Raw genomic sequence first — 16,218 nt, 5'->3', positions numbered from 1 at the left:
TCACACTATGGCAAAAAAAGTAAAAGATCCTGGGTTTGGTTATAGATCCTCAAAAAATGCAAGAAAATTTATTAATGAAGATGGAACGTCTAATGTAATTCATGTTAATAGAAAAAGAGGATTGTATGATTTATATGCTCATTTGATTGATATTCCTTGGTGGCAGTTCTTTCTGTTTGTTTTTCTTGTATATACTATTATCAATATTTTGTTTGCTGTTCTCTATAACATTATTGGAATTGAACAAATTACACCTTCAACAGGAAACCTATGGAACGATTTGTTAAATGGATTTTTCTTTAGCGCTCAAACCATTACTACCGTTGGTTATGGAGGGATAGCACCTCAGGGATTAACAGCAAATATTATTGCTTCATTTCAAGCAATGATTGGTTTGATGGGGTTTTCATTCATTACTGGATTGTTATATGGTCGTTTTTCTAAACCAAAGGCAGTAATCAAGTTCAGCAAAAATATCATTGTCAGAGATTTTAAAGAACATAGAGCTATCATGTTTCGTTTGATGAATAGTAGAAAGAACATGATGATAGAACCTCAAATCACGGTTACGCTTTCTATTACAGAGTTTGATGAAAAAACAGATAATTACAAACGTAATTTTTATCAATTAAAATTAGAAAGAGATAAAATAATGTATTTACCTACGATGTGGACGATTGTTCACGAGTTAGATACAGAAAGTCCATTGTCAAAATATACTAATGAAGAACTACAATCTTTAGATGCAGAGATGTATATTTTGTTGCAATATCATGATGAAGCCTTTTCACAAAGACTTTTTAAAATCTATTCTTATAAGTTTGAACAACTAGTAGCGGATGTTCAATTTGAGTCTTCCTTTAGATTTAATGAAAGTGGTGATACAATTTTAGATCACGATAAGTTAGATCAACTCAACCAAATGAATTAAAAAAGCTTCGGAATTAAAAAACGCAAAGCAACAAAAACAATAATTGCAATGGTTCCGTAAATGGCAACTTTTTTAGCAGCTCCTTTATAATAAGATTGATGATTGCTAGAATCTTTTTTATACGAAATAACCATAAAAATGATGAATGCAATGGCAAAAACAATGGCAAAAGCAATACGCCCCGGAGTAAACATAAAATTGTATTTTTAGCAAAATTAAGAATTAAATGAAGACCGCAATCGTTTTTGGTGCAACTTCTGGAATTGGAAAGGCATTAACTGAAATTTTAATCAAAGAAGGATACAAAGTCGCTATAACAGGAAGACGATTAGAGAAGTTGAAAGAGATTAAACAGCAGTATTCAAATCAGGTCGATATTTATCAAAATGACATTCAACAAGTAAATGAAGTAGAACGTATTTTCGGAGAGATTGTTCAAGAATATGAAAAAATAGATTTGATTATTCAATCTTCAGGAGTAGGGCATATCAATCCAAAGTTAGAGTGGGAAAAAGAAGAGGAAACTATTCTTACCAATGTAACAGGAGTTACTAAACTATATGATTTAGCCTACACTTTATTTCGTGAACAAAACTATGGCCATTTGGTAGGAATTACATCCATTGCATCTATTCGTGGTAATAGAGCCGCACCTGCTTACTTTGCTTCCAAGGCTTATCAGAAAGCTTACTTAGAAAGTTTATATGTAAAGACTAAAACAATCAAATCTAAACAAGTTTTTATTACCGACATCCGTCCAGGATTTGTAGATACAGCTATGGCGTTAGGAGATGGTATTTTTTGGATGGTGTCATTAGAAAAAGCAACCAAACAAATTTACGCTGCAATTAAAAAGAAAAAACGAGTAGCATACATTTCAAAACGTTGGGCAATCATTGCTTTTGTATTGAAAATTGTACCTGCTTGGTTGTTAAAAAAAGCAATTTAGAGAGTGAAAAAAAAGAACTTGATTGTTTTTGATATAGATGATACGTTGACTAAAAGCGAGTTTCAACACCAAAAGTCATATCTAGATACAATGATTCATTTTGGAATTCTTGAAATCAATCAAGATTGGGAAACTTATCAAAATGTTACAGATAGTTATATCCTCAAAGAAAACTATGAAGCTAATTTTAAACAAGCTTTTGACATTTCATTCATACCAGATTTCGAAAAAAAAATGTTGAGTTCCATTTTAGAATTACCTGAGGCTAAACCTATAGAAGGAGCAAATGAAATTGTAGATTTCTTTCTAAAGGAAACAGATTATGCTATATGTTTTGCTACTGGATCTTTATTGGAGCCAGCATTCGTAAAACTATCTCAAGCTAAGATAAATTTTGTGCCAGAACTGGTAGAGGCTTCTAATACATTATACACTAGAGAAAGTATTGTGAAATCGGCAATTAAAAAGGCGGAAAATTATTTTCAAGTTGCTACTTTTGAAAATATCATTTCAGTTGGAGACGGGATATGGGATTTGAAAACAGCCAACAATTTAGAAATACATTTTTTAGGAATTGGAGACAAAAGTCTTTCATCTTTTCAAAAAGAAAATATCAAGAGTCATATTAGTAATTGGAATGATTTTGACTTTCAAAAAACACAAACAGAATTAGGAATTAAACCATAAAACAACCACATGAAAAAATACACAGATGCTGTACATGAGTTTCACACAGCTTTCGGATTAGGAATTAAAAACGAACCTACTGCTAACATTGGAGAAGAAAGAAATTTGCTTCGTTTTAACTTGATGAAAGAAGAAAACGAAGAATATTTCGAAGCAGCTAATAATAATGATTTGGTTGAGGTTGCTGATGCTTTAGGTGACATGCTATACATCCTAGCAGGAACAATCATTGAACATGGAATGCAACATAAAATTGTGGAAGTGTTTGATGAAATTCAACGTAGCAACATGAGCAAATTAGGTGAAGACGGAAAGCCTATTTACCGTGAAGATGGAAAAGTATTAAAAGGACCTAATTATTTCAAGCCGAACATCAAGGAAATTTTAGATAAATAGATTACAAGTCTGCCTGATATCTCTTAACCATATCTTCTCTAGTTTCTGGTTCTTCTGAAGAATTTAACTGGTCTTTTAGCATTCTTCCCATGCTAGGAAAATCCTTTGTTTTAACCTTATAATCTTCTTCCCATAATTTAGAACGCATTAAGGCTTTAGCACAATGCAAGAAAATCTCTTCAGCATGAATTACCAAGCAAGATATAGGTTGTTTATCTTCATCTTCAAAAAGCGCCAACACACTTTTTTCAGTAGTAATATATGCAGTTCCGTTAATTCGTAAAGTTTCATCAATTCCAGGAATTAGAAAGATCATTCCAACATGACCGGTTTCAATAATATTGGTCAGTGTATCTACTCTATTATTTCCCTTAGCATCAGGAACAACCAAAGTGTTGTTATTAATTACTTTAACAAAACCAGAACTTCCACCTCTTGGAGAAACATCCATTTTACCTTCTTTATCAATAGAAGAAAGAAGTAGAAATGGAGAGTGGTTGATGAAGTTTTTTGAGTGCTTTTCTAGTGTGTTTAATACTTTTTTTTCTGCTCTTCCTTTAGGGAATCCATAAATTTCTCTAAGCTGTTCATTAGAGTTAATTTTTGAGTTAATCATGCAATTGGTTTTTAAAGATTATAACGATCTCCTTCACTAGCAACTCTAAATCCTAACTTTTCTAAAGCTTTTCTTTCTTTAGAATTGGGTTGTAAGGCAGGATTGGTATGGTTAAAATGAATAAAGATCACTTTGTTTTTTACTTCGGTAGGTTCGTTTTGGAATAAAGACACAGTTTCTTCAATAAATGGATGAGGTACTTCACTCATGGGCCTATTTATTTCGCCATCCTTTAAAAAGGTAGCATCTAAAAATGCATAATCTATCTTTTTTACTTCTTCAACAATATTCTTTTTCCACAAATTCCATTTGTTGATATCTGGAATAAACAAAGCTGTTTTGTTCTTTCCTTCAACCTTATACCCAACCGTTTCAGAAAATTCATCTCTATGCGGAACCAAAAAAGGAGTCACCTTTAAAGTAGGAGTAATTGTCAATGTGCTATCTTTTTTTAGGTCAGAAAATACAATATTTTGTATATCAACAAGCTGACTCCAAGGTCCATTTTGTGTTAAATATTCTTTCATTTTAGGCATGGCAAACACCTGAATATTTTTTTTACCCAAAGCTTCACGACCAAAATATATAAGTCCTGCATAATGACCAATGTGAGCGTGAGTTAAAAAGACACCGTCAATAATTGTAGAAGTTTTCAGATGGTTTCGCTCTAAATCATCCAACTGTGTAGATATATCAGGAGTAGCTTCAAATAAAAACTTCTTTTGGGATTCTTTATCAATCAAACCCAAAGAAACTACTTTTTGTTTAGAAGCTGTTCCTTTGTAAAAATTAGCACAGCATTCTTTTTGACATCCAATATGCGGAAATCCGCCATCTTGTGCAGTTCCTAAAACAGTAATGTATTGTTGTGATTGTATACTTTTAGTAGTTTCTATTTTTTCTGCATTGCAGGATAAAATAAAAACAGAAAACAATAAAAGTAATAGGTGTTTCATTACGAAACTTTATATCTCCATTGATGAGGGTCTTCAGCTTTGTTATACTGAATATTCATTAGTTTTTCCTTAAAAAGGGAGGCATAAGCATCGTCTAATTCTGGAAGTTCAAAAACATCTCCTGCATGTTCAAATCCAAGAATTGGATTAATCACGGCAGCAGTACCAGCACCAAAAATTTCTTTAAGAGAACCATTTCTTGCTGCTTCTTTTATTTCAGCAACAGGTACTCTTCTAACTTCTACATCAATGTTAGCGTCTTCAGCTAATTGAATTACAGATTTACGTGTAACACCATCTAGAATTCTATCATTGTTAGGAGCAGTAATTAATTTATCATTAATTCTAAAGAAAATATTCATTGTACCAGCTTCTTCTAAATACTCATGAGTACTTGCATCAGTCCAGATGATTTGCTGATATCCTTTTTTATGAGCCAAACTTGTTGGATAGAACTGAGCTGCATAATTTCCAGCCGCTTTTGCAAAACCAACACCACCATCAGCAGACCTACTGTATTTCTCAGCAAATAAAACTCGAACTTCTTGACTATAATATGCTTGAGCCGGAGATAAGATAATCATGAATTTGTATTCTTCTGCTGGAGAAGCAGCGATGGCTCCTTCAGTTGCTATTACAAATGGTCGTATATACAATGAGTTACCCCAACCTTTTTTTATCCAATCTTTCTCCAACAATAACAATTGTTTCATTCCTTCAAAGAAAAAATCTTTTGGGAATTCAGGAATAGCAAGTCTTGCCGCTGATTTATTAATTCTATCAAAGTTCTCATCTGGTCTAAACAAGAAAATGTCGTCATTATCATCTTTGTAGGCTTTCATTCCTTCAAAAACTGCTTGTCCATAATGAAAAACTCTTGCAGAAGGCTCTATGGTTAAAGGTCCATAAGGAACAATTCTTGGTTGAGTCCATTGTCCATCAATAAAATCACACTCAAACATATGATCAGTAAATACTCTTCCAAATTGTAAATTATTAAAGTCTACGTCTTTAATTTTGGATGTTTTTATAGGGTGAATTTCAATGTCTTTTACCATTTTCTAACGTTTGTGAAGAGGCCGCAAAGGTATAAAATTTTGTTCGCTTTTTTAAGAAAACCTTACAAGCTTTTTTATTCTAAACAACTATCTTTGTTTTGTTATAAAAATGAATTAAAAGATGAAAAAACTTATCATGATTGTCGTTTTATTAGCAATAACTTTTGCTTGCAAAACAAATAAAGAGGACAAAAAGAACGAAGAGAAACAAGTGGTAACAGCTACTTATGATTCTTTTGGAGATAAAATAACAGAAACAGACTATATCTCATCAGCGGATGCCTATACTAAATATCAAACGTTAAAAGCGGGAGATACGATTAATTTAAAATTTGCTTCTACCATTAATGAAGTTTGTTCTAAGAAAGGTTGTTGGATGAAACTTCCTGCAGGAGAAACAGAAGAAACGATTATGGTTCGTTTTAAAGACTACGGGTTTTTTATGCCTTTAGACTCTAAGGGAAGAAATGTGATTGTTGAAGGAAAAGCTTTTGTAAAAGAAGTTTCTGTAGATGAATTAAAACATTATGCTGAAGATGCTGGGAAAAGTAAAGAGGAGATTGCTAAAATTACTGAACCAAAACTAGAATTGGCTTTTGAAGCAAATGGTGTTTTGATGAAAAAATAATAATTTAGAAATAATAAAAAAAATGGTGGTTGAGCGGAGTCGAAACCACCATTTTTTGTTTAACTCATGATATATTGAAACGAGAGATTATTATTACATCTGATGGTTCAACAACCATTCATTTACCAGAATGGAATGAACACTATCATTCTAAACATGGAGCCATTCAAGAAGCTTATCATGTATTTATAAAGCATGGATTAGAAACTGTTTCAAAAAATGAATTGTCTATTTTAGAAATTGGATTTGGAACTGGACTGAATGCTTTTATTACTTTTTTAGAAGCGCAAAAAAGAGGATTAAAAATTCAGTATACAGGAGTTGAGGCTTATCCGGTTCCTGAAGAAGAAGTAACTCAATTAAATTATGTTCCTGAGTTAAAAGCCAAAGCCTTTTCAGAGATATTTCAAAAAATTCACGCTACCGAATGGGAAGAAGAGTGTGTGATAGCACCTTCATTTACCCTAGAAAAAAAACAACTTTTCTTCCATGAAATAGAGCAAGAAAATAAATTTGATCTTATCTATTTTGATGCATTTGGAGCCAGAGTTCAACCCGAATTATGGACAGAGGATATTTTCATTCTCATGTACAAAGCTCTAAAAGAAAAAGGAAGATTAGTTACATATTCAGCAAAAGGTTCGGTTAGAAGAGCTATGCAAGCAGTAGGATTTGAGGTTGAAAGATTACCAGGCCCTCCAGGAAAAAGAGAAATGTTACGAGCTTTAAAGCATTTACATTAAGGCATTTTTATTTTGGTTAAATTTTTATCTTAGTACATTCAAAACAACCATTATGGAGTTTCAAAGAAAATTCGGAAGAAGAAAAAAATCCAATCCCAAGAAAGGGATTATGTTGGTAGTATTGCTAATAATCACATTGTTACTCTGGTTCTACGCAGAAAGTTTAATGGAACGATTATTCGGATAGTTACTTCTTAAAAAACCTTCCTTTCCATATGTATTTACTTGTTAGTGACTTAAACACAATGTATAAAGTAAAAAAAGGATAAAGTAGACTGCTAAAACCAAAATCACGTATTCTCTTCTTTTTACCATTGTAGAAAAACGATACTTTTTGTGTCAAACTATAATCAACAGAAAGCTTCAATATGATTATATACAGGAAAAAGAAACGGTTTTCCTTATAAAGGAAGACACCAAAAAGAGAAGTTATAAAAACAAAGTTCATAAGCAAAACAAAAAAGCCCACTAATTTTCCGAAAGCTAGTTGATAAGAACTAGTTTTTGCCGCCCAACGCATTCGTTGATTGATAAGTTCTTTCCATGTTTCAACAGCATCTGTATGTACAATTGCTGAATGAGATTTTAAAAAATGTACAGCTTTTGGATAAGCTTTGTAAAACTTTTCAAACAAGAATACATCATCACCGCTTGAAATTGTGTCATTCCCTTGAAAGCCATTAAGTTTTTCAAAAGTGGTTTTTTCATAGGCAAGGTTTGCGCCATTGCATAGAAAAGGTTTCTTGATTCCAAATCCGCCAATTGTAGCTCCTTGTAAGCTTAAAAAATCTAATATTTGAAAGTGTTCTAAAAATGAAGATTTTTCTGATTTGTAGGTTACAGGTCCAGCAACCATTTTACTTTCATTTTTACAGATAAAATTTGATAATTCATTTAACCATTTGTTTGGAACGATACAATCTGCATCTGTACTAACAATCCATTCATGTTGAGATTGTAGAATCGCAGTTTGAATCGCATCTTTTTTAGGCGAATTAGTTGTTCTTATATTCTCTATGATAGAATAATTGATGTCTGTTTTAGCTAGATAGTTGTTTATGATTTGAACAGAATTATCACTTGAGTCATCGTTTACAAAAAGACATTCATAAGAGTTCTTATTGTAGGTTAAACATGATAATGATATTAATAAATTAGGTAAATGTTCACTTTCATCTCTAAAAGGAATAACAATTGAAAAATGAATATTGCTTTGACGATTGCTAGACTCAAAAATTGGAAGTTTTTCAAAACCATATACAAATGATAAAATCAAAACCATATATACTCCCGTAATAATGAAAAGAGTTGCTATCATCTTTTTTGAGGTTTGAATTTTAAGACAAAATAACTTCCAATAATTGAAGGGATTGCAAAATTTAGAATCCACATCAAAGAAACAGTTACCAATATAGCAGTAGGTGATACATATCCTAACCAAGAAAAAACAAATAGACTTACCGATCCTTTTAGAACCACATCAAACAATGAAAGCATAGGAACTATCGAGGAAATAAAATACATGCTAGTTATACAAGCCATTGCATTAAAATAACTAATATCTACATCAAAAATCATCAATAAAAAATAGAATTGATGCGAAAAAATTAGATAACGCAAAAGAGACAATACTATAATCAATTGATTGTTTTGAAGCTTCCAGAAGTCTTTGACTTTTTGTAGCCACTTTATTTTTTTTGATAGAAATCGAGCTAAAATAAATATGATAAAAACACTTAGTATAATGAGAATAATCCATTCAGTAGTTATACCAAGATGGTTGTAATAGTTTGGGAGATATAAGATTCCTAAGATCCCTAGTAGAAGAGTAACTAACAATTGATAGAAATTTCCAGCAAAATTTAGAAATAAAATTTTCTTTCTCTTTTCCTTTTTATAGTATAAAGCTTTTGCACCATACTCACCAATACGGTTGGGTGTGATTAATGAAAATGTAAGTGAACTTAACGATTGCTTTGTTGCATCAAAAAAAGAGATATTTTGTATGCTTTTCACTAAATTCTGCCATTTCTTAATTTCTAAAAACCAATTAAAAAAAGTAAAAATGGATAAGAAAAGTATGTTTTTTAATGAAAAAAGGTCAGATTTGGTAATAAAATCAATAAAATTAGAAAAACTTAAATCTTGGTCTAAGTAGATTATTACAACAATAAAATACATAGAAATAATTACTATAAATAGTTTGAAGGCAAGCCACAATAATTGATTAGATTTGTATGAAGTTGAATTATTCACAAACACAAAGAACGTAAAAATTGAGTTCGGAAAAAATCATTTTAGGAATAGACCCAGGAACTACCATCATGGGGTTTGGTCTAATTAAGATTTATGGCAAGAAAATGGAATTCTTACAACTCAATGAATTACATCTTAAAAAATATGAGGATCATTACCTTAAACTGAAACTCATATTTGAAAGAACTGTTGAATTAATTGATACGTTTCATCCCGACGAAATAGCCATTGAAGCACCTTTCTTTGGAAAGAATGTACAATCGATGTTGAAGTTAGGAAGAGCGCAAGGTGTTGCCATGGCAGCAGGATTGTCTCGCGAAGTTCCTATTACAGAATATTCTCCTAAGAAAATTAAAATGGCAATCACAGGAAATGGAAACGCTAGTAAAGAACAAGTAGCAAAAATGTTACAGAGTTTATTAGACCTGAAAACATTACCTAAAAACTTAGATGCTACAGATGGTTTAGCAGCAGCTGTTTGTCATTTTTACAACATGGGAAAACCAATACAAGGAAAAAGCTATACAGGTTGGTCTGCTTTTGTGAAGCAAAATCCTAAAAAAGTTAATTAATAATTATCAGTTAACAATAAAGAACTAATATTAAAAAAAATAACTGATAACTGAAAATGGCCGGAATCTATATTCATATTCCTTTTTGCAAGCAAGCATGTTATTATTGCGACTTTCACTTTTCTACTTCGTTAAAAAAGAAAGACGAATTAATCAATTGTTTGATCAAAGAAATCGAGTTTCGAAAAAATGAATTGAATAATGAAATTGTAGAAACCATTTATTTTGGAGGAGGTACACCTAGTATACTGTCACAAATAGAAATTGATAGTATTATAGGAGCGGTATACAAGAATTATGAAGTGGTGTCCAATCCTGAGATTACTCTAGAGGCAAATCCTGATGATCTTAGCGAAGAAAAGATTGTTGAACTTTCTAAGTCTAAGATCAATAGATTGAGTATTGGAGTTCAGTCTTTTTATGAAAAAGATCTACAATTGATGAATCGCGCACATAATTCAGAAGAAGCCAAAAAATGTTTGTCTATTGCAACTCGTTATTTTGAAAATATTTCACTGGATTTAATCTACGGAATTCCTGGATTGAGCAATTCTGATTGGAAAGAAAATATTCAAATAGCTCTATCTTACAACATTCCGCACATTTCTAGTTATGCTTTAACTGTTGAGCCAAAAACAGCACTAGAGTCCTTAATAAAAAAAGGAAAAGTAGCTCCTGTAAATGATGAGCAAGCCCAAGAACAATTTTATATTCTAACACAGGAACTTGTTGAAGCAGACTTTGTACATTATGAACTTTCTAATTTTGGTAAGGAAGGATTTTTTAGTAAGAATAATTCAGCGTATTGGCAAGGAAAAAAGTACTTAGGAATAGGTCCATCAGCACACTCATTTGACGGAGAACAAAGAAGTTGGAATGTGAGTAATAATTCGAAATATATTCAAGCGGTTCAAAAAGAAGAGTTACCAATAGAAAGAGAAACCCTTTCAATAACAGATCAATACAATGAATATGTGATGACTGGTTTACGAACCATTTGGGGAGTATCTTTAGATAAAGTAAAAAAAGACTTTGGAAAAAAGTATTTTGAGTATCTGAAATTACAATCTGAGAAACATATAAAAGAAGATTTATTGTATATTGAGAATGAAAAGCTCAAAACAACTTACAAAGGAAAATTTTTATCAGATGGAATAGCATCTGACCTCTTTAAACTAAATTTATCTTGATAGCACAAATACATTACAACTCTAGAAAATACTCAATTGATCTTACAAAACCTATCGATATTTCTATTGCGATAGATCCAAGCAAACAAAACGTAAATGCTTGGTATATTGGTCCACCTAAAATTTACCCTTATGCATCTGATGATTGGGTAGGAAGTGTAGCAGAAGGAGCCGATGTGAATTTTAATATGATTGAATTCAATCCGCATTCACATGGTACACATACTGAAACCGTTGGCCATATTGTAGAAAAGGTACATTCAATCAATCAGCATTTACGTCAAAATTTCTTTTTAGCAGAAGTAGTCACCATTCCGCCTGAAAAGATGAATGATGATTTTGTAATCACAAAAAGGCAATTGCAATTTGCTTTAGGAAACAAAAAGAGAGATGCGATTGTGATTAGAACACTTCCTAATTTGGAGGACAAAAAATCGATGCAATACTCCAATACAAACCCTCCATATTTGTTAGAAGAAGGAGCGATATATTTACGCGAAAAAGGAATCAAACATTTATTAATCGACTTGCCTTCTGTTGATAGAGAAAAAGATGATGGAGAGTTAAAGTCGCATCACGCCTTTTGGAATGTGGGAGGAAAGTTGCGTTTAGATGCTACCATTACAGAGTTTATTTACGTGCCTAATAGCGTAGAAGATGGAACGTACTTCCTAAACCTTATGATTGCACCTTTTGAAAACGATGCCAGCCCTAGTAAGCCTGTGTTGTTTAAGCCAGAATAATCTTACAGCGTGAGTAGTGAAATTAACACTAGCTGGTTTGCTTTTTTGAAAGTAGGAGTAATAGCCACCTTATCTTGGATGATTTTTTATTTCTTATATAACTCAGAAAGATTGAATCGTTTATTTTTTATAAATCAAATAGGAACTTCACCCAAACGATTCGAAGGCTTTTTGATATTATCAATCCTCAAATACTCTTTATTTATGATTGGATTAGTAACATCAGCTTTTTTTATTTATATGATGTTTAAAAGGTTAAAAAATTAAATTTTATCATTCATTAAATAAACCCAGCTCCTAAAGCAATAGAAATTAAGATTAACATGATAGCTACTGTAACTTGTAAAAAGTTAATCGTTACTTTTTTCAGTAGTTTATTGCCTATATAAGCTCCAGAAATAGCGGCTAAAGTTGCAGCAATTACCAATGTAGCATTATCAATAAGTCCAGAGCTTGTAAATCGAGTTGCATAGACTCCTAAACGAGTAAAGTCTACAAACGTAGAAACCACTACAGCAGTTCCAATAAACGCCTCTTTAGAAAGTCCAGCTTTGATTAAAAAAGCACTACGCAATGCCCCTTGATTTCCAGACAATCCACCAAAAAAACCACTCAAGGCTCCACCAAGAGGAAGTTTCTCTTTTCCGAATTGTAGTTTTTGAAAACGTGGAATAAGATCTAAGGTTGCAAATATGATTAGTAAAATAGAAATGATAAATTTTACAGGGTATACAGTCCATTGTTTTCCAAACAATTCATAAGTAAACAAAGGTTTTGCATCTGGAATGTGTAATAACAACCATGCACCTACAAAAGCAAAAACAACAGCTGTAATTCCAAAGCGAATCAATACTTTTTTATCTGCATTTTTTCCTACTAAAATAATTTTGAAGACATTATTAAAAAAATGAACAACTCCTGTTAAAGCAATTGCCAAATCAACAGGAAAAAACAGCATGAAAACAGGTGTTAAAATTGTTCCCAAGCCAAATCCTGAAAAGAAAGTTAAAATAGCTGCTAAAAAAGCTACGATACAGATTAAAATGATTTCCATCGGTTAAGTGATAATTAAACTTCTTTTTTTTCTGTTATGTAGTATGTTGGACGTATTCCAAAATTATTTAAAATTTGAATTCTGTATGGCAAGAATTTCCAACAATAAGCACTCACGGTTTTACTTCCTATCATCAATTTATACATTTCTGATAAAGATTTTTGTAATACAAACAAAATAGTTAGTAATAGAACTGAGATTAGTGTTAGCTCAGAATATTGCATATATGTCATAGGAGCTGACAACTGAATAAAAAACGAGATGACTCCAGAAATAGATAAAGAGACAAAAATGAAAATTAAAAAGTAATAAACATAAGATGAATATAAAGGATATTTCCAAGTTTTAGAATTATCTTTTTTATTAATACCTCTTAAAAGCATTAAAAGACCTTTCTTTCTTGCTCCATAATCAATTTTCGGATTATGAATTTTATATTTTTCGAAATTATTTTTGAGAATAGCCATTTCTATACCATTATATTTCGCTTTTTTCCAAAAACCAATTGGAAACTCAATCTCAATTTTTGTGTTGGCTAATTTACCCATACAAATTTCCCAAGTAATAATTTGTTTGATTTTTTTATCTGTATCTGCTTTCTTTATTTTATTTGAACCAATCTCAATATTAATCAGTTTACAATAACCTGCATAACGATTCATGGAATTAAATTTATAAAGTGCGAGGTAGAAAAAAGAAGAAATTAAAGTAGCAGCAAAAATACAAATCAAAGGAAAAGCTAATTCATTTGAGTTAGGTTTACCAAGAATATTCATTGCAAAATAAAAAATTCCAGATCCACCTATAGTAAAACTTAAATGAGTTGTTAATCTATGTCTTATAGCTTCCATAGAAGCTGTTATAATTTCATACTCCTTAGTATTATGGTTTAACATAAGTATTAGTTTTTGAGGTTATAAAAAAGGAGACTACTACATAAATGTTTCACGAAATTGTGATAAAAAAAAATAAAAAGCAATTAATTAATTCTTTTTTTGAAAAAGATTTTAATTTTATAATTAATGAACATAGAACAACTTCGGGATTATTGCATTACCAAAAAGGGAACTACAGAAGAGTTTCCTTTTGATAACGATACTTTAGTAATGAAAGTCATGGGAAAAATGTTTGCGATGATACCTTTAGATCGATGGGAGCGTGGAAAAGAAATTACCATCTTAAAGCTCAATCCAGAATGGTCATTAGAACTTAGAGATGATTATGAAGGTATTTTAGGAGGATTTCAGCAAGGAAGAAAACCTGACGCTAGATATGTAAGAACAAAGCATTGGAATACTGTTGAAATGAATAAAGATGTTTCCGATCAGCTTTTTAGAGAACTCATTGATCATTCTTATAATTTGGTTATTGCAGGTTTTACGAAAAAAATGAAAGCAGAGTACGATGCCTTATAAAACTAATGCATGGCCCTATAATTAGAAGGTGTTTTGCCTTTTATTTCTTTAAACTGTCTATTAAAATTTGAAAGATTTCCAAAACCACACTGATACGCAATTTCAGACACAGGAAGCTCTTTTTTATTAACCAGTAATTTACAAGCATTCTCTATTCGAAGTTCAGTTAAAAACTGGATATAGGTTTTGTTGGTCCTCTTTTTAAAATATTTACAAAAAGCATTCTTGGTCATAGAGGCTACTTCAGCAATTTTTTCTAAACTAATAGATTGATCGTATTGATTCATCGTATAATTCATCACATCTCGCATTCGCTTTCCTTCATTAGCAGAGTAACTCTTTTTATAAATGAAAGAAGATAAAGACTGCTTTTTAGCTTTGGTTATGATTTTTAAAATGCGTAGTAATATTACAAAGCGTTCTAGTTTGCTAGACTCTTTAAGAGATATAAAAGCATCCTCTAAAACTGTTTTATGAGAAGTAACTTTAAATCCATTTACTAATTTAGTAAAGAAAGATTGTATTTCAGAAAGTTCTTCCAAATCAAAGAAATCATCCCCAAAACTATTACGCGTAAAAAACAATGTAAGCATCAACGATTTTTGCTCAGGATTGGGTTCGCTCTTAAACACATGAGGCAGGTTTCCATCAAAGGCAAGAACATCTCCTTTTTTATAATTAGAAATAGTATCACCTACAACTAGAGTTCCTTCTCCTTCAGCTATAAAACTGAGTTGTATTTCTTCATGCTGATGTAATTTATCATAAAAAACATATTCATAATCTTCTTGATAAATTAATGCATCATTTGCAGGTTTAGGTATTTGAAATGGTAAAACTTTCATGCACTCAAAATTATTTCTGACGTCAAATATATGCAAATAATACCCTTATTTTTAATGAAAATTATTTTTATGGATAATATTTTATTATATATGGATAAAAAAAGGTTAAAAACTCTATAGACTTCAAAATACCTTTACACTTTCAAAAAACAATAAAATGAGTTTACAATGGGATGGCGTAATGCCAGCCGTGTTTACATGGTTAAAAGAGTCACAATCAGGTGCCGTTGAAATCGACCTTGAAAAAACAAAAGAATACGCTGCGGGTATTTTAAAAGCTCAAGGAAAGGGCGGAAGCAGAATGAGCGGATTGGTAGGTTCTGGTACACTAGGAGAGAATAGCTATCTAAGTTCTGAGCAACGCGTTTCTTTGCTTAAAGCACTTTCTGAGGTTGCTAAAGAATATAATGTTCCGTTAATCAGTGGAGCTGCGGCAGAAACGAAAGAAGAACTAGCTACAATCGTTGAAGAATTAGCGGTGGCAGGTGTTGATACTGTTATGGTCATGCCTCCAAAAACTAAGGAGGTTCCTTCTGACGAAGAAATGTATGCCTACTATGAACTTGCTGAAGCAACTGCAAGAGCTGCAGGTGTAACTATTATGCCTTACAACAATCCTGATGCAGCCGGTTACCATGAACTTTCAACTGAGCTTCTTCTAAAGCTTGCTACTCTTCCTAATGTAACTGCGCTAAAAATATCGACCATAGATGTTTCCATTATTGAAACGATGATGTTAGCGAACAAAGATCTAAAAGTTTTGGCAGGTGTAGACACCGTAACGGTACATGCAGGACTAGCCGGAGCATGTGGTGGAATTACTGGTGTAGGTTGTATCTTCCCAAAAGCTAGTGTTACGATGCAGGAGTATGTTGTAAAAGGAGAATGGGCTGAGGCTAACAAAATTTCTCAAGCTATGAATTCTATATCATACCTAGATGCTCAGCCGTTGCTTCTAGAATATCTTAAGTTTGCTTTTGGAATTCATCATAATGATGCAGATGGAGGGCTTCGTACCTTTGGTAAGAAGTTAACGCAACAGCAAATTGATGATGTCCGTGCAAGATATATCCTAGCAAAAGAAAGGCTTGAAGCTCTGGACTTAATAGGTTAAGCCTTTCAAATATTTTAAAAAAAATAGCTACAAACCAGTAAATATGAAAAATACATTTAAAAAAT

General features: G+C 31.8%; 21 protein-coding genes. 12 read left to right on the top strand and 9 right to left on the bottom strand.

The features are described 5' to 3' along the window. Positions 1-7 precede the first annotated feature (7 nt). The gene (locus AAON49_RS02945) at positions 8-931 is read left to right on the top strand and encodes an ion channel (protein ID WP_349552523.1); all 924 of its coding nucleotides are present in this window, start codon (positions 8-10) and stop codon (positions 929-931) included. Here the strand turns inward: AAON49_RS02945 and AAON49_RS02940 are convergent. Beyond that, entirely contained in the window at positions 928-1,125 is a 198-nt protein-coding gene (locus AAON49_RS02940; RefSeq protein ID WP_349552522.1) for a hypothetical protein, read from the bottom strand. The two genes, AAON49_RS02945 and AAON49_RS02940, sit on opposite strands and share 4 nt — an antisense overlap. A gap of 32 nt (positions 1,126-1,157) precedes the next feature. Between AAON49_RS02940 and AAON49_RS02935 the strand changes: the two genes are divergently transcribed. The 3 genes from AAON49_RS02935 to AAON49_RS02925 are packed head-to-tail and all read left to right on the top strand — an operon-like array spanning position 1,158 to position 2,963. Beyond that, a complete protein-coding gene (locus AAON49_RS02935) occupies positions 1,158-1,880 on the top strand; it encodes an SDR family NAD(P)-dependent oxidoreductase (RefSeq protein ID WP_349552520.1) in 723 nt (240 codons plus the stop codon). 3 nt (positions 1,881-1,883) lie between these two features. After that, positions 1,884-2,567 carry an HAD family hydrolase gene (locus tag AAON49_RS02930; RefSeq protein WP_349552518.1) on the top strand — a complete coding sequence of 228 codons (684 nt, stop codon included), beginning with the start codon at positions 1,884-1,886 and terminating at the stop codon, positions 2,565-2,567. A gap of 9 nt (positions 2,568-2,576) precedes the next feature. Beyond that, positions 2,577-2,963 (top strand): pyrophosphohydrolase domain-containing protein, encoded by a 387-nt coding sequence (locus tag AAON49_RS02925; protein WP_349552516.1) that lies wholly within the window; start codon positions 2,577-2,579, stop codon positions 2,961-2,963. A gap of 1 nt (position 2,964) precedes the next feature. Here AAON49_RS02925 and AAON49_RS02920 read toward each other — a convergent pair whose 3' ends face one another. Genes AAON49_RS02920 through AAON49_RS02910 form a run of 3 tightly spaced genes read right to left on the bottom strand, consistent with a single transcriptional unit; the run spans position 2,965 to position 5,593 of the window. Then, a complete protein-coding gene (locus AAON49_RS02920) occupies positions 2,965-3,579 on the bottom strand; it encodes a pyridoxamine 5'-phosphate oxidase family protein (RefSeq protein ID WP_349552515.1) in 615 nt (204 codons plus the stop codon). 11 nt (positions 3,580-3,590) lie between these two features. Then, the gene (locus AAON49_RS02915; protein WP_349552514.1) at positions 3,591-4,535 is read right to left on the bottom strand and encodes an MBL fold metallo-hydrolase; all 945 of its coding nucleotides are present in this window, start codon (positions 4,533-4,535) and stop codon (positions 3,591-3,593) included. Next, a complete protein-coding gene (locus AAON49_RS02910) occupies positions 4,535-5,593 on the bottom strand; it encodes a branched-chain amino acid aminotransferase (RefSeq protein WP_349552513.1) in 1,059 nt (352 codons plus the stop codon). The genes AAON49_RS02915 and AAON49_RS02910 overlap by 1 nt, the downstream gene beginning before the upstream one ends. Before the next feature lie 121 nt (positions 5,594-5,714). On the opposite strand from AAON49_RS02910, the gene AAON49_RS02905 reads away from it, so the two are divergent. From AAON49_RS02905 to AAON49_RS02895, 3 genes are all read left to right on the top strand, one after another. Continuing rightward, entirely contained in the window at positions 5,715-6,221 is a 507-nt protein-coding gene (locus AAON49_RS02905) for a DUF4920 domain-containing protein (protein WP_349552511.1), read from the top strand. A gap of 74 nt (positions 6,222-6,295) precedes the next feature. Beyond that, positions 6,296-6,964 (top strand): tRNA (5-methylaminomethyl-2-thiouridine)(34)-methyltransferase MnmC2, encoded by a 669-nt coding sequence (mnmC2, locus tag AAON49_RS02900; RefSeq protein WP_349552509.1) that lies wholly within the window; start codon positions 6,296-6,298, stop codon positions 6,962-6,964. A gap of 52 nt (positions 6,965-7,016) precedes the next feature. Then, positions 7,017-7,151 carry a hypothetical protein gene (locus tag AAON49_RS02895; RefSeq protein WP_349552507.1) on the top strand — a complete coding sequence of 45 codons (135 nt, stop codon included), beginning with the start codon at positions 7,017-7,019 and terminating at the stop codon, positions 7,149-7,151. Here the strand turns inward: AAON49_RS02895 and AAON49_RS02890 are convergent, their stop codons facing one another. Further along, a complete protein-coding gene (locus tag AAON49_RS02890; protein WP_349552506.1) occupies positions 7,152-8,282 on the bottom strand; it encodes a glycosyltransferase family 2 protein in 1,131 nt (376 codons plus the stop codon). Further along, a complete protein-coding gene (locus tag AAON49_RS02885) occupies positions 8,279-9,145 on the bottom strand; it encodes a lysylphosphatidylglycerol synthase domain-containing protein (RefSeq protein WP_349552505.1) in 867 nt (288 codons plus the stop codon). The genes AAON49_RS02890 and AAON49_RS02885 overlap by 4 nt, the downstream gene beginning before the upstream one ends. A gap of 95 nt (positions 9,146-9,240) precedes the next feature. Here AAON49_RS02885 and ruvC point away from each other — a divergent pair, with 95 nt between their 5' ends. From ruvC to AAON49_RS02870, 3 genes are read left to right on the top strand one after another with little or no spacing between them, the layout of a single operon-like run. Next, entirely contained in the window at positions 9,241-9,792 is a 552-nt protein-coding gene (gene ruvC, locus AAON49_RS02880) for a crossover junction endodeoxyribonuclease RuvC (protein WP_349552504.1), read from the top strand. A gap of 56 nt (positions 9,793-9,848) precedes the next feature. After that, entirely contained in the window at positions 9,849-10,982 is a 1,134-nt protein-coding gene (gene hemW, locus AAON49_RS02875; protein WP_349552503.1) for a radical SAM family heme chaperone HemW, read from the top strand. Continuing rightward, entirely contained in the window at positions 10,979-11,725 is a 747-nt protein-coding gene (locus AAON49_RS02870) for a cyclase family protein (RefSeq protein ID WP_349552501.1), read from the top strand. The genes hemW and AAON49_RS02870 overlap by 4 nt, the downstream gene beginning before the upstream one ends. 280 nt (positions 11,726-12,005) lie before the next feature. Here AAON49_RS02870 and AAON49_RS02865 read toward each other — a convergent pair whose 3' ends face one another. Both AAON49_RS02865 and AAON49_RS02860 read right to left on the bottom strand, forming a co-directional pair. Beyond that, on the bottom strand, positions 12,006-12,779 hold the full coding sequence (locus tag AAON49_RS02865) for a sulfite exporter TauE/SafE family protein (protein ID WP_349552500.1): 774 nt from the start codon (positions 12,777-12,779) through the stop codon (positions 12,006-12,008). Positions 12,780-12,793: 14 nt separating this feature from the next. Beyond that, complete coding sequence (locus tag AAON49_RS02860; RefSeq protein WP_349552499.1) at positions 12,794-13,675, bottom strand: hypothetical protein; 882 nt, start codon at positions 13,673-13,675, stop codon at positions 12,794-12,796. Between the two features lie 126 nt (positions 13,676-13,801). On the opposite strand from AAON49_RS02860, the gene AAON49_RS02855 reads away from it, so the two are divergent. Beyond that, a complete protein-coding gene (locus AAON49_RS02855) occupies positions 13,802-14,194 on the top strand; it encodes an MmcQ/YjbR family DNA-binding protein (RefSeq protein WP_349552498.1) in 393 nt (130 codons plus the stop codon). A gap of 2 nt (positions 14,195-14,196) precedes the next feature. Here AAON49_RS02855 and AAON49_RS02850 read toward each other — a convergent pair whose 3' ends face one another. Next, a complete protein-coding gene (locus AAON49_RS02850; protein ID WP_349552497.1) occupies positions 14,197-15,039 on the bottom strand; it encodes an AraC family transcriptional regulator in 843 nt (280 codons plus the stop codon). A 157-nt stretch (positions 15,040-15,196) separates the two neighbouring features. Here AAON49_RS02850 and AAON49_RS02845 point away from each other — a divergent pair, with 157 nt between their 5' ends. Continuing rightward, entirely contained in the window at positions 15,197-16,153 is a 957-nt protein-coding gene (locus tag AAON49_RS02845) for a dihydrodipicolinate synthase family protein (RefSeq protein ID WP_349552495.1), read from the top strand. Positions 16,154-16,218: the final 65 nt, after the last annotated feature.

The organism is Pseudotenacibaculum sp. MALMAid0570, assembly GCF_040151415.1.
GTDB lineage: Bacteria > Bacteroidota > Bacteroidia > Flavobacteriales > Flavobacteriaceae > Polaribacter.
This window is presented reverse-complemented; position numbering and strand designations above follow the sequence as displayed.